Source organism: Paenibacillus sp. FSL H7-0442 (assembly GCF_038593105.1).
In the GTDB taxonomy this organism is placed as follows: Bacteria; Bacillota; Bacilli; order Paenibacillales; family Paenibacillaceae; genus Paenibacillus; species Paenibacillus polymyxa_D.
The window spans coordinates 5751164-5767651 of the sequence record NZ_CP151963.1 but is presented as its reverse complement, the minus strand read 5'-3'; the positions used below and the strand labels follow the sequence as shown (position 1 = coordinate 5767651).

At 44.0% G+C, this 16488-nt stretch carries 19 protein-coding genes and 1 tRNA gene; 17 read left to right on the top strand and 3 right to left on the bottom strand.

All coding sequences use genetic code 11. The features are described from left to right. The first annotated feature begins 1073 nt into the window (after window positions 1–1073). The 11 genes from rpmH to MHH57_RS25525 all read left to right on the top strand — a co-directional run bounded on the left by rpmH (window position 1074) and on the right by MHH57_RS25525 (window position 11466). Window positions 1074–1208, top strand: a complete 135-nt coding sequence (gene rpmH, locus MHH57_RS25575) for a 50S ribosomal protein L34 (protein WP_007433250.1) — start codon at window positions 1074–1076, stop codon at window positions 1206–1208. A gap of 263 nt (window positions 1209–1471) precedes the next feature. After that, a complete protein-coding gene (gene rnpA / locus MHH57_RS25570; protein WP_029518974.1) occupies window positions 1472–1822 on the top strand; it encodes a ribonuclease P protein component in 351 nt (116 codons plus the stop codon). Window positions 1823–1893: 71 nt separating this feature from the next. Beyond that, window positions 1894–2760 (top strand): YidC/Oxa1 family membrane protein insertase, encoded by an 867-nt coding sequence (locus MHH57_RS25565; protein WP_029518972.1) that lies wholly within the window; start codon window positions 1894–1896, stop codon window positions 2758–2760. Next, entirely contained in the window at window positions 2757–3518 is a 762-nt protein-coding gene (gene jag, locus MHH57_RS25560) for an RNA-binding cell elongation regulator Jag/EloR (protein ID WP_069012579.1), read from the top strand. The genes MHH57_RS25565 and jag overlap by 4 nt, the downstream gene beginning before the upstream one ends. Window positions 3519–3646: 128 nt before the next feature. Then, window positions 3647–5023, top strand: coding sequence for a tRNA uridine-5-carboxymethylaminomethyl(34) synthesis GTPase MnmE (gene mnmE / locus MHH57_RS25555; RefSeq protein WP_165145428.1), 1377 nt, complete (start codon window positions 3647–3649; stop codon window positions 5021–5023). 97 nt (window positions 5024–5120) lie between these two features. Beyond that, entirely contained in the window at window positions 5121–7010 is a 1890-nt protein-coding gene (mnmG, locus tag MHH57_RS25550; protein ID WP_029518968.1) for a tRNA uridine-5-carboxymethylaminomethyl(34) synthesis enzyme MnmG, read from the top strand. Then, window positions 7010–7732, top strand: coding sequence for a 16S rRNA (guanine(527)-N(7))-methyltransferase RsmG (gene rsmG / locus MHH57_RS25545; protein WP_029518967.1), 723 nt, complete (start codon window positions 7010–7012; stop codon window positions 7730–7732). Before mnmG ends, rsmG begins: the two co-directional genes overlap by 1 nt. 412 nt (window positions 7733–8144) lie before the next feature. Further along, entirely contained in the window at window positions 8145–8963 is an 819-nt protein-coding gene (noc, locus tag MHH57_RS25540; RefSeq protein WP_029518966.1) for a nucleoid occlusion protein, read from the top strand. Window positions 8964–9149: 186 nt separating this feature from the next. Next, on the top strand, window positions 9150–9911 hold the full coding sequence (locus MHH57_RS25535; RefSeq protein ID WP_023991152.1) for an AAA family ATPase: 762 nt from the start codon (window positions 9150–9152) through the stop codon (window positions 9909–9911). Next, the gene (locus MHH57_RS25530) at window positions 9904–10746 is read left to right on the top strand and encodes a ParB/RepB/Spo0J family partition protein (RefSeq protein ID WP_029518964.1); all 843 of its coding nucleotides are present in this window, start codon (window positions 9904–9906) and stop codon (window positions 10744–10746) included. Before MHH57_RS25535 ends, MHH57_RS25530 begins: the two co-directional genes overlap by 8 nt. 198 nt (window positions 10747–10944) lie before the next feature. Continuing rightward, on the top strand, window positions 10945–11466 hold the full coding sequence (locus MHH57_RS25525) for a DUF4446 family protein (RefSeq protein WP_165145430.1): 522 nt from the start codon (window positions 10945–10947) through the stop codon (window positions 11464–11466). Here MHH57_RS25525 and yyaC read toward each other — a convergent pair. Continuing rightward, window positions 11420–12025, bottom strand: a complete 606-nt coding sequence (gene yyaC, locus MHH57_RS25520; RefSeq protein WP_165145432.1) for a spore protease YyaC — start codon at window positions 12023–12025, stop codon at window positions 11420–11422. The two genes, MHH57_RS25525 and yyaC, sit on opposite strands and share 47 nt — an antisense overlap. A gap of 258 nt (window positions 12026–12283) precedes the next feature. Here yyaC and MHH57_RS25515 point away from each other — a divergent pair, with 258 nt between their 5' ends. The 3 genes from MHH57_RS25515 to MHH57_RS25505 all read left to right on the top strand — a co-directional run bounded on the left by MHH57_RS25515 (window position 12284) and on the right by MHH57_RS25505 (window position 13616). Further along, entirely contained in the window at window positions 12284–13234 is a 951-nt protein-coding gene (locus tag MHH57_RS25515) for a mechanosensitive ion channel family protein (RefSeq protein ID WP_340933823.1), read from the top strand. Next, window positions 13224–13448 carry a DUF951 domain-containing protein gene (locus MHH57_RS25510; protein ID WP_025723137.1) on the top strand — a complete coding sequence of 75 codons (225 nt, stop codon included), beginning with the start codon at window positions 13224–13226 and terminating at the stop codon, window positions 13446–13448. Before MHH57_RS25515 ends, MHH57_RS25510 begins: the two co-directional genes overlap by 11 nt. 77 nt (window positions 13449–13525) lie before the next feature. Then, a tRNA-Ser gene (locus tag MHH57_RS25505) sits at window positions 13526–13616 on the top strand. Window positions 13617–13836: 220 nt separating this feature from the next. On the opposite strand, the gene MHH57_RS25500 is transcribed toward MHH57_RS25505, so the two are convergent. Together MHH57_RS25500 and MHH57_RS25495 are read right to left on the bottom strand one after the other, a co-directional pair. Beyond that, the gene (locus tag MHH57_RS25500; RefSeq protein ID WP_029518959.1) at window positions 13837–14154 is read right to left on the bottom strand and encodes a hypothetical protein; all 318 of its coding nucleotides are present in this window, start codon (window positions 14152–14154) and stop codon (window positions 13837–13839) included. 366 nt (window positions 14155–14520) lie between these two features. Next, complete coding sequence (locus MHH57_RS25495) at window positions 14521–14715, bottom strand: YjzC family protein (protein ID WP_029518958.1); 195 nt, start codon at window positions 14713–14715, stop codon at window positions 14521–14523. A gap of 318 nt (window positions 14716–15033) precedes the next feature. Between MHH57_RS25495 and rpsF the strand changes: the two genes are divergently transcribed. Genes rpsF through rpsR form a run of 3 tightly spaced genes read left to right on the top strand, consistent with a single transcriptional unit; the run spans window position 15034 to window position 16141 of the window. After that, window positions 15034–15318, top strand: a complete 285-nt coding sequence (rpsF, locus tag MHH57_RS25490; protein WP_013312802.1) for a 30S ribosomal protein S6 — start codon at window positions 15034–15036, stop codon at window positions 15316–15318. Between the two features lie 49 nt (window positions 15319–15367). Beyond that, window positions 15368–15847: a single-stranded DNA-binding protein gene (gene ssb / locus MHH57_RS25485; protein WP_069012449.1), complete on the top strand. Its 480-nt coding sequence runs from the start codon at window positions 15368–15370 to the stop codon at window positions 15845–15847. A 21-nt stretch (window positions 15848–15868) separates the two neighbouring features. After that, window positions 15869–16141 (top strand): 30S ribosomal protein S18, encoded by a 273-nt coding sequence (gene rpsR / locus MHH57_RS25480; RefSeq protein WP_013312800.1) that lies wholly within the window; start codon window positions 15869–15871, stop codon window positions 16139–16141. Window positions 16142–16488 lie beyond the last annotated feature (347 nt).

Below are 16488 nucleotides of genomic sequence, written 5' to 3'. Positions count from 1 at the left end.
AGACGTCACTCCTTTTAAATCCTGACATTTTACCGAATTAAGCTGCAGAGAGCTGCTCTCGGCGCTTCGGCAAAACGCCTAAAATCACAAAAATGTTGTTGAAGGCCATAAAAAGACATACCGCCGCCTAAAACATGCGGCAGTGTGGTGAGAGAACGCAGCACAAAATGACCCTGAAAAATAGCTAATGGAAATTCCGCTGCTGACCAGCAGAAGAAAGGCGATATTTCTCAGGAGGGAATGTGCGGCACGATCCGTTCTCTTGATCCCGCAGGCCAAAACGGGACTGCAATATGTCGAAATCAAATGAAAAATGTAGAATATATCCCCAGAATCCCGAATCCGCACAAAAATAAAAAGATGAATAAATTGAACTTGTTCACAACTTTATCCACAGGGTGTTGATAATATGGAGGGTAAAACAACATATTCACATTCAAAAGTAATATCATCATAGCAAAAGAAGCCTTGTATTTCAATGACTCGTGGTTATTTATCCACAAATTCAATCTGTTGTGTACAATTTTTATTCACAACACAAGATATTGTTTATAATTTGTTCAGTTTTCGACAATAACTCTTTTTCGCTCTAAAATGTTATGCACAGGTTATGACCATTTAAATCACAATTCAGTTCTTTTTGTGAATCTGTGTATAATTGCCGTTGCCTTTTGGTCACAGAGGCTTATTTTTCTGTTGAAAATTTCCGGTAACGTTTCCGACAATATTTTTGAACGAACCTGATAACGTCGATCTGAAAATAGGATGGATTCAAGTTACAGAATGAATAAATGTAAAAAGGACAGTTTTGGAGGAGTGAAAACTACAAATAGAATGCTGATAATGGAGGAAAGACGAAAGGAATTTTATGAAATAAGGGAATAAAAGAGTGAAGTGAGTCAGCGGGGTAAAGAGGAGGAGGCTTCCTGAAGGGGAAAAAGAGGAAGAGGGTTTATAAGTACATTGACTTTGACCGCTATTTGTGGTTAAATGTACAAAGGTGTTTTTTGTGGAGATTGCTATGTTAGGTATATTCCATATAAAACGTATTCCTTGTAAGGAGGTGCAGCACAATGAGACCGACTTTCAGACCGAATGTCAGCAAACGTAAAAAAGTTCACGGCTTCCGTAAAAGAATGAGCACGAAGAATGGCCGTAAAGTTTTGGCAGCTCGTCGCCAAAAAGGTAGAAAAGTATTGAGTGCGTAATGCGTGCATAAAGACCACTACGGTGGTCTTTTTTTTCATAATTGAGGTATTCAGGGATGCGATCCCTTCTTCTTTTGTTGTAAAAATGTAGTGAAAGAAGAGGGAGAAGCCCAGCATCCTGTCCTATATTAGATGAAGCTTTTGAAAACGGATATAAAATAAGCGAGATTACCATGTTGGAATGTTGTCCATACTTCTTACTATATAAAAGGTAAAGGTTAGCTTACCGACATGTGTAAAAGAGATGAGCAAGGAGAAGCGCCGTGCAAAAAAAATTGCGTCTACGAAACCGGGCGGACTTTGGGCGCGTATACCGCCATGGCAAATCTTTTGCCAACCATCAGTTTGTGGTGTACTGGTTCCGCCGCAGAGAGGTAGAGCAGTTCCGCGTCGGAATTTCGGCCAGCAAGAAGATCGGCAATGCAGTAGTTCGCAACCGGATGCGCAGAATCGTTAAGGAAATTGTGCGCCATCATGAGCATGAATTGGTGGAGCAGATTGATCTGATTTTTATCGTTCGTAAGGGTGCAGTTACTAAGTCGTATCAAGAGCTGGAGAAAAGCGTGCTGCACGTTCTACGCAAAGCCTCGCTGCTCAAGTCTTCACGCCGATAGTCAGTATCTTTGTCCTACAGGATATGGTATGATTTACGTTGGAATGGATTGGTTAAGAAAGGGGTTATGAAGTGTCGCGTTTGAAGACTCAACGGGGAAAATGGTTCCTCCTGATTGCCTTATTGGCACTTGTTGCTGTGCTGTCCGGATGTGCCCAGACGGCCCACAATTCTTACACGACGGCAGACTTGGCCAATGGATCAGTTTGGCAAAGATATGTCGTTTACTGGTTTTCGTATGCGCTAGATACATTTGCCCAATGGTTCTCTGGAGAGTATGGCCTGGCCGTACTGGTTCTGGTGATTATCGTGCGAACCATTATTTTGCCGCTTACACTCAAGCAAGTACGTAGTTCCAAAGCTATGCAGGCCATTCAGCCGCAATTAAAAGAAATTCAAGCGAAGTACAAGGATACGCCTGAGAAAGTCCAGCAAGAGACGATGAAGTTGTTCCAGGAAAACAAGGTCAACCCGATGGCTGGCTGTCTTCCTTTGGTAGTACAGATGCCCATTTTCATCGCGCTTTATAATGCCATTTATTATAACTCGGCATTGCGGGATCATGACTTCTTGTGGCTCCAGTTAGGTAAACCGGATCACTTGTTTATCTTGCCGATTTTGGCGGCGATTACGACATTTGTCCAAACTTGGATGATGATGAAAATGAATCCGACGCCGCAGCAAGGACCGATGCAATTTTTGCTGTACGTCTATCCGGTGCTGATTCTGTTCATGTCGTACAACTTCCCATCCGCTTTGCCGTTATACTGGTTCTACAGTAATATTTACACGATCATTCAAAACTATTTCCTTTATCGGAATAAGGATAAAGAAGCAGCACTGGCAAATGTGAAAACAGCCAGTCTCGCGAAAACGGGTTCCTCCAATAGTAAGAAAAAAGGCGGCAAAAACACGAAGGGGGCTAAAAAGTCGAGATGACCAAAGTCGTGACATCAGGAAAAACCGTTGAAGATGCTGTAAGACAAGGACTCTCCCAACTGGGAGTAAGCCGTGAACGGGTAACCGTAAGCGTGTTGGAACAGCCGTCAAAAGGATTCCTGGGGTGGCTCGGGGTCAAGAAGGCGAAGGTGGAGCTTACGCTGCTCTCTGAGCCGTCTCCTGAAACCACACACGCGGCTGAATTTCATGTATCGGCTCAAGCACCTTCTAGCGTGGGACAGGCTTTATCAGAAGAAACTGGGCCTGTTGCACAGGAAGCACAGATGAACACAGAAGCACCTTCGGGACATGTAGATCCTTATGAAGAGGCGGTGCGTTTCATCCGTGAAACAGCAGCAGGAATGGGATTGGACGTTAAAGTTGATGTCCGCCACCGCAAGGATGAAAGTACACTGGATATCTCCGGTCCGTCGCTCGGTATGTTGATCGGCCGCAGAGGACAGACATTGGATGCATTGCAGTACCTGACGAATATCGTTGCCAACCGTCATTCTGACAAATTCATCCGAATTGTGCTGGATGCCGAGCAATTTCGTGCACGTCGGCAAAAAACGCTGGAGGATTTGGCAGATCGGTTGGCGAACCAGGCTATTCGTTATGGCAAGGAAGTGGTGCTGGAGCCAATGCCGTCACAGGAGCGGAAGCTGATTCACGCCAAGCTCCAACAGCATGCGCTGGTTAGAACATACAGCAAGGGGGACGAGCCCAATCGGCGCGTCGTCATTGCTAAAAAATAATCCGACGCAATGGCTCTCTGCAAGATGCAGAAGCCATTGCTTTTTTTCTTATATTTCTCGCTGAAACGGCTGCCGTCCTTGATGAAGGACGGCAATGTCGTTTCTACTTGATAGGAGGTAGAAACTTTATGCTGAGCGATACTATAGCTGCCATTGCAACGGCTGTCGGCGAGGGCGGTATTGCGGTTGTACGGGTCAGCGGGCCAGATGCGGTCACGGAAGTGGAGGCTTTGTTTCGTAGTAAAACGCCTCTAAGCAAAGCTCAAACTCACACGGTACATTATGGACATATTATAGATCCCCAAAGCCAGGAAAAGGTGGAGGAAGTTTTAGTTACAGTAATGCGGGCGCCACGCTCTTTTACGACAGAAGATGTCGTAGAAATCAGCACTCATGGCGGGGTCGTAGCCGTCAAACGGGTGATGGATTTACTATTGCTGCAAAATATACGTCTGGCTGAGCCAGGGGAATTTACGAAACGTGCTTTTCTGAATGGTCGTATTGACCTAAGTCAGGCGGAGGGTGTCATTGACTTAATTCGCTCCAAATCAGATAAAGCTTTTTCGGTGGCTTTGAAGCAGGTAGATGGACAGCTGTCCCAGAATATTCGTCGCTTGCGTCATGTTTTGGTGGAGACACTTGCTCATATTGAAGTGAACATTGATTATCCTGAGCATGATGTTGAATCTTTTACATCTGATTTAATCAAGGATAAAAGCAGTCAGGTCATGATGGAAATTGATCGGCTGCTGCATATGGCGGAGCAGGGAAAGATTTTGCGTGAAGGGTTGACCACAGCGATTGTTGGAAGACCAAATGTGGGGAAATCATCACTGCTGAACACATTGGCTCAGGGCGAGCGGGCCATTGTGACCGATATTCCGGGCACAACCCGTGACGTTATTGAGGAATATGTGACGATTAATAATATTCCACTCAAGTTGCTGGATACAGCTGGGATTCGTGAAACGATGGATGTTGTGGAACGGATTGGAGTAGAACGTTCGAGAACGGCGGTTAGTGAAGCAGATCTGCTACTCATCGTCATTAACGCCAACGAACCACTGCATGAGGATGAAATGGCATTAATGGAACAAATCCGCGGTAGACAAGCGATTGTCATTATGAATAAAATGGACTTACCGGCCCAGGTAGACCGGGATTTGTTGCTGCGTTATGTTCCTGAAGAGCTTATCGTACCGATGTCTGTGAAGGAAAATGAGGGAGCGGACCGACTGGAGCAGGCTATATCCAAGTTATTCTTTAGCGGCAAGCTGGAATCAGCGGATATGACATATGTCAGCAACGTACGGCATATTGCTTTGTTGAAGAAGGCGCGCCAATCGCTGGTAGATGCCTATGAAGCTGCTGATCAGTTTGTTCCGATCGACATGATCCAGATTGATGTAAGGCTGGCATGGGAGCATTTGGGTGAGATTGTAGGCGATACTGCGCATGATGCGCTAATAGACCAAATATTTTCACAATTTTGTCTAGGCAAATAGAACATTTAAGCATGGCTGATATAAGCCTGCTATCGTTATAGATATACAAGAGCATATTCGGCGTGAAGACCGAAATGTATAAGGAGGTAAGAAAGGTATGGGTTACCAAGGAGGCGACTATGACGTGATTGTCGTAGGCGCGGGCCATGCAGGTGTAGAATCGGCCTTGGCAGCAGCACGGATGGGCTGTCGCACGTTGATGATCACAATTAACCTGGATATGGTCGCGTTCATGCCCTGCAACCCGTCTATTGGCGGTCCTGCAAAAGGGCATGTGGTGCGAGAAATTGATGCACTGGGCGGCGAAATGGGTCGGAATATAGACAAGACATTTATCCAAATGAGAATGTTAAATACTGGTAAAGGTCCGGCGGTTCATGCATTGCGTGCACAAGCAGACAAGTTCTCTTATCAGCATGCGATGAAGGAAACGATGGAAAAGGAACCAAATTTGACCTTACGCCAAGGTATGGTTGAAGAACTGATTATGGAAGATGGTCATTGCGTAGGTGTAATCACGAAGACGGGCACAGAGTATCGAAGTAAAGCAGTTGTCCTGACCACAGGCACTTATCTGCGCGGGAAAATCATTATGGGCGAGCTAATGTATGAGAGTGGTCCGAACAATCAACAGCCTTCGTTGAGATTGTCTGAGCATTTGAGAGAGCTGGGTTTTGATCTGGTTCGATTTAAGACAGGAACGCCACCACGTGTGCATAAGGACACGATTGATTTTAGCAAAACGGAAATACAACCGGGTGATGATCAACCGAAGTTCTTTTCCTATGAAACGAAGTCTTCGGATAATGAACAGCTTCCTTGCTGGCTGACATATACTTCAGTAGAAACACATCAGATTATTAATGATAATTTGCACCGTGCGCCTATGTTCTCTGGTCTGATTGAAGGAACGGGACCACGATATTGCCCATCTATTGAAGATAAAGTGGTACGCTTCAGTGATAAGCCTAAGCACCAAATCTTTTTGGAGCCTGAAGGTAAAAACACATCTGAATACTATGTTCAGGGCTTGTCGACCAGCTTGCCAGAGGATGTACAATTAGCTGTACTGCGTTCGATTCCGGGGATGGAAAAGGTAGAGATGATGCGTAACGGCTATGCTATTGAATATGATGCAATGGTACCTACGCAGTTATGGCCTACTTTGGAAACGAAGAAAGTCCCAGGCTTGTTCACAGCAGGTCAGATTAACGGTACTTCCGGTTACGAAGAAGCTGCGGGTCAAGGAATTATGGCAGGGATTAACGCAGCTCGTAAGGTGCAGGGCAAAGAGCCTGTCGTATTGGACCGTTCGCAAGGCTACATCGGGGTCCTGATTGACGATCTGGTGACGAAGGGGACGAATGAGCCATACCGCTTGCTGACGTCACGTGCAGAATATCGTCTGTTGTTGCGTCATGATAACGCTGATCTGCGATTGACTCCGATTGGGCATGATATTGGCCTAATTACGGATGAACGATACGAGCGCTTTTTGGATAAAAAGCAAAAGGTAGATCAAGAGATTGAACGCTTGCGCTTGGCGAAGGTTCGTCCAGTTGATATCAATGAGATGCTGGAGCAAGGCGGATCTGCACCGATACAGGATGGCAGTAATTTGTTAACGGTGCTACGTCGACCAGAGATCAGTTATGCGCAAGTAGCACAAATCTCACCTTCACCTATAGCTCTTACGGAGGAAGAACAGGAGCAGGTGGAAATCCAAATTAAGTATGCGGGCTACATTGAAAAGCAATTGATGCATGTGGAGCGTCTGCAAAAGATGGAGAAGAAGAAGCTTCCAGAGGATATTGTATACAATGAAGTTCAAGGACTGGCCATTGAAGCCAAGCAGAAACTTGAAAAGATCCGTCCGATGTCGATTGGTCAGGCATCCCGTATTTCGGGTGTAACCCCTGCGGATATTTCCATTTTGCTGGTTTATCTGGAGCATTATAACCGCGTAACAGCAGCAAGGGGATCATAATGGACGCGATACAACAGCAATTTAAGCAGCGGCTGGCAGAGCATAGTATTGTGATTAATGACAGTCAGTTAGAGCAGTTTGAAGCATATTACCGTGTGCTGGTTGAGTGGAATGAAAAAATGAACCTGACGGGTATTACTGAGCGCGATGCAGTGTACACCAAGCATTTTTATGATTCTCTTTCCCTGGCTTTTTATGTTCCGTTAAAAGATGTGGAAAGCCTGGCCGATATTGGGTCAGGTGCAGGTTTTCCAGGTATTCCTTTGAAAATATGCTTTCCGCAGATTCAGTTGACTATTGTAGATTCGTTGAACAAACGTATACAGTTCTTGGCCCATGTAGTAGAGCAGTTGGGTTTGGAAAATGTTGAACTGGTTCACAGCAGGGCAGAGGAATTGGGGCGTAAACCAGGATACCGTGATAGCTATGATCTAGTGACAGCCAGAGCGGTTGCTCGTCTCGCCGTATTGAATGAATTTTGTTTGCCGTTTGTCCGTGAAGGAGGACACTTTGCCGCGATGAAGGGCAATGATCCTACCGAGGAAATCAAGGAAGCTTCTTACAGTTTGAAAGAGCTAAAGGGAAAAATCAAACATGTTCAGGCCTTCCAGTTACCTGTTGAAGATGCAGCCAGACATATGATTATTATTGAGAAAAGAGCGGCGACACCACGGAAATATCCGCGTAAGCCGGGTACTCCTTTGAAGGCGCCGTTAGTGTAAATGTTTGAAAGAAAGTGAATGTTTCACGTGAAACATTCACTTTTTTTATGGCTGATAGACTCTTTACATAAAAGCCTCTTTGCTAACATGCGTTCTTGTTTACATTTGGGGATCAAAGAGGATGCATAATTTATTCTCTGATCCTTCCGAAAAGCTGGTAGAGACGATAGGATTATGGCTGGAAAAGTGATAGAATAGAGATAATCGTTTTAATGTAAGTTGACTGCTCCTATACCCATGAATTCAGATATACATATAGGGGAGTGGGACAACAAATGTCGGGTGAGTACGTGGAGTGTACCCGCTTACGGCGCTGTTTCATATAGAAGGGTCTACGATCCGCGTAAGGAACTGTTTTTCACGAAGCGCTGTTAGTATGGTGCTATTATGAAATTAGGTGGTATTATACGGAATGAAAGAACAATTTTCCAAGCTATTTGGTTTGACGGAGCGATCTACTGGGGACGAAATAAAACAAATTCCAGTTCGGGATATTGTCAGCAGTCCTTATCAGCCCCGTACCATATTTGACGACGAGAAGATTGATGAGCTATGCCAGACCATTAAGACGCATGGTGTAATTCAACCGATTGTCGTTCGTTTCCGTAATGGGCAATATGAGATTATAGCAGGGGAACGTCGTTGGAGAGCTGTCACCAAGCTGGGTATGGAATCTATTCCAGCTATTGTTCGTGAGTTTAATGATTCACAAGCTGCATCCATCGCGTTGATTGAAAATCTTCAACGGGAAGGGTTAACTGCGATTGAAGAGGCTGTAGCTTACCAAAAGCTGATTGATCTACATCAGCTCACCCAGGAAAGCCTCGCTCAACGACTTGGCAAAAGCCAATCCACTATTGCTAACAAGATACGGCTGCTTCATCTACCGGAGAGAGTGAAAGAGGCTCTAATGGAACGGAAGGTATCCGAGCGTCATGCTCGTGCATTATTGTCATTAGAGACTGAAGAACTACAGTACAAGGTTTTAGATGAAGTCATTGCCAAGGAACTCAATGTGAAGCAGACAGAGGCACGAGTTGCCTTTTATAAACAAGTATCTACTAATAAGAAATCGAAGCGGATTTCCTTTACCAAGGATGTCCGGCTTGCGCTGAATACAATTCGTCAATCCATTGATATGGTGTCTGGCTCAGGCTTGGATATCAAGACCAAGGAATCTGATCATGAGGATCACTATGAGATTGTCATTCAAATTCCCAAACGTAAGTAAGGGATGAAGCGTACAGGCGGCAGCAATTGCCGCTTTTTCTGTCTAACGCCGAATAAAACCGCAGCATACTCAATTCTATTCTGAAATTGCCGTTATCCCTAAGATAAGGACTAAGTAACGTCTCCATAGAGCGTTTTGCAGGTATGGAGTGTAGCAGGATTCCGATTAAATTATGAGGTGAATGAAGTGTCAAAAATAATAGCCGTAGCCAATCAAAAGGGCGGAGTAGGCAAAACAACTACTTCCGTTAATTTGGGCGCCGGACTTGCTTCCCTCGGCAAAAGGGTATTGCTCGTGGATATCGACCCGCAAGGTAATACAACCAGCGGTGTGGGTATCAATAAGGCGGATGTGGCAAATTGTATTTATGATGTACTCATTAACGAGGTTGATCCTAGCGAAGCTATTGTCAGTACACAGGTTGAGGGATTAGATATAATTCCGGCAACCATTCAGTTAGCAGGCGCGGAAATTGAACTGGTGCCGACTATTTCCCGTGAGTTGAGATTAAAAAGATCGCTTCAACTCGTTAAGCATAATTATGATTATATACTAATTGATTGCCCACCATCGCTGGGTATTTTGACGCTCAATTCATTGACGGCTTCCGATTCAGTCATTATCCCAATCCAGTGTGAATATTACGCATTGGAAGGATTAAGTCAATTGTTGAATACCGTGCGATTAGTGCAAAAACATCTGAACACCTCATTGCAAATTGAAGGTGTGTTGTTAACCATGTTTGATGCTCGCACGAACTTGGGTATACAGGTGATTGAAGAAGTGAAAAAATATTTTCAAAGCAAGGTTTATCAGACGATTATTCCACGCAATGTGAGACTCAGCGAAGCACCTTCACATGGCCAGTCCATTATTACGTATGATCCCCGTTCCCGTGGGGCAGAGGTATATATTGAGTTGGCAAAGGAAGTGGTATCTTATGAGTAAACGGTTGGGAAAAGGACTTGATGCACTCATTCCCTCCCTTACGGTCAATGAAGAGGATAAGGTTGTTGACATTCCGCTAAGCCAGTTGCGTGCGAACCCGTACCAGCCTCGCAAAACGTTTGATGAAGAGTCCATTAAGGAATTAGCCGAGTCCATTCGTCAGCACGGTGTTATCCAACCTATTATTGCACGTAGTGTATTGCGAGGATATGAAATCATAGCCGGGGAAAGACGATTTCGGGCATCTCAATTTTGTGGGAATCCGACGATACCTGTGGTTGTTCGTAATTTTACGGATCAGCAGGTGATGGAGATTGCTCTGATTGAGAATTTGCAGCGTGAGAATTTGAATGCTATGGAAGTAGCAGTAGCTTATCAGGGATTAATGGATCAGTTTTCTTTAACTCAGGAAGAGTTGTCCATGAAAGTGGGGAAATCACGCTCTCATATTGCCAATTTCCTTCGCTTGCTCGCATTACCTGAAGAAGTTAAAGATCATGTTTCACGTGGAACATTGTCTATGGGACATGCTAGAGCTATTGTTGGCCTCAAAGATCCAGACATGGTGAAACAGTTAGCACAACAATGTATTGAACAGCAGTGGAGTGTTCGCGAGCTGGAGGAAGCCGTACAGCAGTTGGATCATAAGCCTGGTGAGGCGAAAGCCAAAGCAAAGGTACGAAAAAAGGACCCCTATATTGACCATATGGAAGAGTCCTTGCGTGAACGCTTTAAAACAACTGTGAAGATCAAGCACAATAAAGATAAAGGCAAAATTGAATTGAATTATTACAGTCAGCAGGATTTGGAAAGATTACTGGAGCTATTACAGTAGTTTGTTGAAATATGGACATGTCTCCTTGAGCAAAATGGAAAGTGAGATATGTCTTTGCTTTGTCTGGAATTGCAGGAATTAGAATGGTTTTGATGGATAAACTAATAGCCTTGTGTTATTTGTTTCGCTGTTCTCAAACGTATAAAATATAAGTATGCAGTAATATGATTTTTGGGGTAGAGGAGTAGAAGCAAGCATATGGCTGAATTGAATGGACTAATCATGGAACAGCTTGCCGGAATCGTTGCAGGGATCGTGCTTATTTTGCTCATCCTGTTGATTGTTATTATTGTGCAGGGTGCAAAGCTAAAGAAGATGCGGCGAAAGTATGAAACCATGATGGCAGGCAGTGGTGTCGAGAATTTGGAAACACTGTTGATTGATTTGAAGGTACAGATGGATACGATTGAGGATGAGCAGGAAACCCATCGTGCAAGTATGAAATCACTACGTAGTAAACTGACAGGCTTGAAGGGACATATAGGCATCAAACGCTATAATGCCTTTGGTGAGAGAGGAAGCGATTTAAGCTTCTCTCTGGCTATTGTAGACGACAATCAGGATGGTATGGTATTAACCGGCATTTATAACCGAGATGGCTCATATGTGTATGCCAAGCCTCTAGAAGCGGGACAATCCACCTATTCCTTATCACCTGAAGAAAAAGAAGCCGTCACTCTTGCGCAGCAAGCAGGACAGAACGGTAGTGCCACTCCTTAATCGCGGAGTATAGGCTGCCAGCAATGATATCTGATAATTTCATTACCAAATTTAGTCTTGTATTTTGCAGCACGAAGTATTCCATGAAGCCGCCGACGTTAACGATACCAGTCAAATGGATATCGCCGACCGGCGGTAATTCTTTATTTACACCTGCTCCAGGCTTGAGAGGACCATCTGAAACCTGAATGCATCCAACGCTGGAGGTTTGTCCAAGACATGCATCTATACCAATGATATAAGGCTGTTCATATCGGGCTTGTATGCCGTTCAGTGTCGTTTGCAGGTTCATGGCATGTACAGGCTCTTCTAATGTACCGTATAGGTTAAACAGAGGGCTTTTGTAGCGTGATAAATGCGTACCTACGAGCGGACCCAGACAATCTCCAGTAGAACGGTCAGTGCCGATGCAAATAATGACGATATTTTGCAGACTCGGTGCCTGATGGAGATGGAACAGTAGACGATGGATGATGGCTGATTGGATCCCGGGATCTGTGTGTGGTATTTTTAAACTTAGGGGTTCTTGCCCCGGAATGAAGTCAGATGGATGAGTCATGGAATCTTCCTTTCGCTCTGTAGTGGAGTGTGAAGGTTGCGCTCGCAGTACCTTGAGATAACAATTAGCCTGCGGGTAACATTTATGCTCAAGATAGTAGCTAGTATATGGATAAACTTATGCTTTTATACTCACAGGAAGTAGAATATTCATAGCCATATGTTTGAAGTCGGTAGATAAGCTTATATAGTGAGGATTTTGCAAAATAGAATTCGGGAAGCAGGAAGAGTAGTTCCCTTGTTTAAGGAGGAGTACAGCATGACTTTTATACATTGGTTAGCCGGTAATGTAGGTACGGATGACGTAGTGAAAGATGCGATTCACTGGAAGGATGCTGTATGGAAATGGCTTACCGATAGTACGATGTGGTCGACCCTTTTGTTTGTGATTTTGAAAATCGCGATTATTTTTATCATCACACGTATCTTTATTCGAGTTATTAATAAAATTATAGATAAGTCGATGCAACAAAAAGGAGACAACGGCAGGTTTCGATTGAACACAAGGCGGTTAACCACTGTTGGGGAATTGCTGAAAAACGTAACCAATATTGTATTTAATTTCATTTTAATTATGCTGGTACTATCGCAAATGGGCATTAATCTCGGCCCTCTGATTGCTGGAGCTGGAGTGCTTGGATTGGCTGTTGGTTTTGGGGCACAGAGTTTGGTTAAGGATGTAATTACCGGATTTTTCATTATTTTTGAGGATCAATTTGCCGTAGGAGACGTCATTCAGACAGGTACTTTCAAGGGTACAGTGGAAATGATCGGGCTGCGTACAACCAGACTGGTGAGCTGGAAAGGTGAGGTGTATATTTTACCGAATGGCTCAATTACAACGGTAACAAACTTCTCCATGTCCAACGCGTTGGCGGTAGTGGATGTGCCAATGAAGGCCGAGCGTAGCCTGGAGGAAGCAGTTGGCTTGGTAAAACAGGCAATCCAAGGCATTGAAGAATCCAATGTACAGATACTTAATATACCGGATGTGTTAGGGGTTCAGTCCATGACCACCTCAGAGTATATTGTGCGTGTTGTGGCAGAATGTATGCCGAATACAGGGGCAGTGGTAGAGCGTGATATTCAGAATAACATCAAGAAGGCTCTGGAGGATGAGGAACATCGTCAGGCAGCATTGGAGACGGCGGTAACCCTAGAAAAAGAAGACGAACAAGGAAGAAAAGGGGGAGAGAAGGGTGGAGCGTAAGTCATTTGAACTAGGGGACATTGTACAGATGAAGAAGCCCCATCCGTGTGGAACGAATGAAATGGAAATTATCCGCATGGGGATGGATATTCGAATCAAATGTGTCGGTTGCCAGCATAGTGTGCTGATTCCGCGTGCCAAGTTCGAAAAAAACATGAAGAAAGTGCTGCGATCAAAGGCTAACGCCGACGAGCAAAACACAGAAGCAAATTGAGCCAAGAAAGATGAATGGCGATGAACCAGAATCAGCTTGCGTCACAGTTGCAATGATGATATAATTATCCTTGCTGCGGAAAGGTACCCAAGAGGTCTAAGGGGGCTGACTCGAAATCAGTTAGGCGTCGCAAGGCGTGCGTGGGTTCGACTCCCACTCTTTCCGCCACTAACTTCATTAAATAAACCAATCTCTTACGTCTGTGACGTAGGGGATTTTTTGTTTGTGGAATAAAAGGTCAACAGATTGTGATAAAGTGAAAAGCACTAAGATAAACCATGAGGGTAAAGGAAGAAACGATTACAAATCTATTGGGATGAATAAGGCGTTATAACAAAAAAATGCTCCTGACAGCGGAGAAATTATTGCCGTTAGGAGCACTCTTTTGTTATAGCTGGTTAGGCGGGTAATGATAACGTTTTGTTTTTTTTGAGCCAGAGATCATCAGAAGGATCGCCGCAATCAAATGGAGAGCCCAGCCCACAAAGGGTATCCAGGCCAGCAAAGAAGTGAGTACTCCCCATACAGAGCCGTAGATCGCCTCCTGATTGCGTAACGATAGGATAAGTGTTACTGCATGCAGGATAAGCATAAATCCCAGAGCCGAGTAGCCGGTCCCCATGACAATAGCTCCCCCCACAATTGGTACGGCAAGCACCAATTCGAATATACCTGATATCCACTTTAATATTCGAGAATAGCTCATCTTTAAACCTCCGTAGATAGTAGGTCTTTGTACTTGGATATATTCTAGCAGAAGGAGCTCAATTAATCTGCATTTTACCAGGATATGCAAAAAGTCCGATAATGCAACAAAGGAGGACCACAAAGGTCCTCCATCGTAGGCGATACATTTTTAACAGGATACGATCTGTCCAATCACATCATGAAACTCGGTGTACTGACCAGCAATACCGTGTCGAAAAGACAGTGTCCTTTTACACAAACCTAACGCTTCTAATGCCCGGAATGGATCTCCTAACAGTTTGTCCGGCTACGTCGTCCAACGGAACCACACCTCTCTGTTGTATCGCCTAATCATAATATGGCCAGAACTCCTAAGAAATATACATTAGTGGACACGAGCTTTCGTTTTTTTCTTCCATTTGCGATTATGGTTGGTGGTCTCCGGAAAAGAGTCGCCTCTTTCCAGCGTTACTTGTTGCGGGTTTTGAATTTCAGTATGGAAGCTTTTTTCTCCGACCTCCATATATACGCCGTCGTTTGGGACGTTATCCCCTGGTTCGAACTCAGTCTTTTCACCCATATGGTGGCACCTCCTTAGATAAATGAATTTGGACTGCAACGGTTATTGTGCGCTGTCTTGAACAGAAACATGCGAAACCGGGTATACAGATAGTGAGTGAATCAAATGATTTCCTTTATATATGCGAAATTTTTGATGTTATATAAAATTGTATAAAGCTAATGATATGCAGTATATTTAGCTGTTTTAGGCTTATGTTTCGAATTTGTAGGTTGCATTCAGTTGTTGGATTTGGTAAACTGTTTTAGTGCGAGTTTAGGCTCGTTCCTTGCTCTCAACTGAGATTGAGGGCCTTATGTCCATAAGGAGGTGTAAAGAATGCGCAAATATGAAGCGATGTATATTATTCGTCCTGACATTGAACAAGAAGCTGTTCAAGCGACAGTCGATAAATTCCAAGGTATCATCTCTAACGGCGGTGGCGAAATTACGAGTCACGATGTAACTAAACGCCGTCTTGCGTATGAGATCAAGAAATTCCGTGATGGTTCTTTCGTTCTGGTAAACTTCACAGCAGAACCTGCTGTTGTTACTGAGCTTGAGCGTATCATGAAAATTTCTGACGAAGTAATTCGTTATCTCATTACGAACGACGTAGCTTAATTATTGTACGTGATTATGTAATGAACAACGCTCAAAGGAGGGGATTGGATTGTTGAACCGTGTCATTCTGATCGGTCGTTTGACCAAAGATCCAGAGCTGCGCTATACACCGTCTGGTGTAGCAGTAACCCAGTTCACCCTGGCTGTAGACCGTCCGTTTACGAGTCAAGGCGGCGAACGGGAAGCGGATTTCTTGCCGATCGTAACCTGGCGTCAGCTTGCTGAAACATGCGCTAACTATCTTCGCAAAGGTCGTTTAACGGCTGTTGAAGGCCGTGTTCAGGTGCGTAATTATGAGAACAATGAAGGAAAACGTGTATACGTGACTGAAATTGTAGCTGATAATGTGCGTTTCTTGGAATCTAACCGCGATGGCGGCAATAGCGGTGGAGCTGCGCGTGAGGAGTCTCCTTTCGGAGGCGGTAACAGCAATAGTGGACGCGGGAATAATAACTCGCGAAACAATCAGGATCCTTTTTCCGATGACGGAAAACCGATCGATATTTCGGATGATGATTTACCATTTTAATTGGGAAAGGACTGACAAAGAATGGGCTTCAGACAAAGAGAAGGCGGAGACGATAACAAAAGACCAGCTCGTCGTGGTGGTCGCAACAAACGTCGTAAAGTATGTTTCTTCACTGTGAACAAAATTACTCACATTGACTATAAAGATACAGACCTGCTTAAAAAATTCATCAGCGAACGTGGAAAAATTCTTCCTCGTCGTGTGACTGGAACAAGTGCGAAATATCAACGTATGTTGACAATCGCTGTTAAACGTTCCCGTCAAATCGCATTGCTTCCTTACACTACTGAATAGTAGTGGGTGGAAAAAAAGACGTTCCCGATCCCGGGAGCGTCTTTTTTCGTGATTTTTTATATTGACAACAAGTCCCATCTATTGTAACTTACTAATAATACAATCCATGTTTACCCATAAACGATAGTATACCTTTTAATGGCTTGTGAAATTGCAAGCTCCCCAACTCGCCAGAGTAAATATTTCGGCATTCTGAAATGTTATTTTATATTACATAGAGTCCTGTTTTTTGTCATTTTCCACAAGTAAAATTCATAAACTTTACATAAATAGATGTTTTGCATTTATATATTACATAAAAAAAGATATTGACGTGATATTATTTTACACTTAAGATAAACCTTAAT

Bases quoted from the DNA above. Each gene is read 5' to 3' on its own strand.
- rpmH (WP_007433250.1), top strand. From the start codon at position 1,074: ATGAGACCGACTTTCAGACCGAATGTCAGCAAACGTAAAAAAGTTCAC.
- jag (WP_069012579.1), top strand. From the start codon at position 2,757: ATGACCAAAGTCGTGACATCAGGAAAAACCGTTGAAGATGCTGTAAGA.
- mnmE (WP_165145428.1), top strand. From the start codon at position 3,647: ATGCTGAGCGATACTATAGCTGCCATTGCAACGGCTGTCGGCGAGGGC.
- mnmG (WP_029518968.1), top strand. From the start codon at position 5,121: ATGGGTTACCAAGGAGGCGACTATGACGTGATTGTCGTAGGCGCGGGC.
- rsmG (WP_029518967.1), top strand. From the start codon at position 7,010: ATGGACGCGATACAACAGCAATTTAAGCAGCGGCTGGCAGAGCATAGT.
- noc (WP_029518966.1), top strand. From the start codon at position 8,145: ATGAAAGAACAATTTTCCAAGCTATTTGGTTTGACGGAGCGATCTACT.
- MHH57_RS25530 (WP_029518964.1), top strand. From the start codon at position 9,904: ATGAGTAAACGGTTGGGAAAAGGACTTGATGCACTCATTCCCTCCCTT.
- MHH57_RS25525 (WP_165145430.1), top strand. From the start codon at position 10,945: ATGGCTGAATTGAATGGACTAATCATGGAACAGCTTGCCGGAATCGTT.
- yyaC (WP_165145432.1), bottom strand. From the start codon at position 12,025: ATGACTCATCCATCTGACTTCATTCCGGGGCAAGAACCCCTAAGTTTA.
- MHH57_RS25515 (WP_340933823.1), top strand. From the start codon at position 12,284: ATGACTTTTATACATTGGTTAGCCGGTAATGTAGGTACGGATGACGTA.
- MHH57_RS25500 (WP_029518959.1), bottom strand. From the start codon at position 14,154: ATGAGCTATTCTCGAATATTAAAGTGGATATCAGGTATATTCGAATTG.
- MHH57_RS25495 (WP_029518958.1), bottom strand. From the start codon at position 14,715: ATGGGTGAAAAGACTGAGTTCGAACCAGGGGATAACGTCCCAAACGAC.
- rpsF (WP_013312802.1), top strand. From the start codon at position 15,034: ATGCGCAAATATGAAGCGATGTATATTATTCGTCCTGACATTGAACAA.
- rpsR (WP_013312800.1), top strand. From the start codon at position 15,869: ATGGGCTTCAGACAAAGAGAAGGCGGAGACGATAACAAAAGACCAGCT.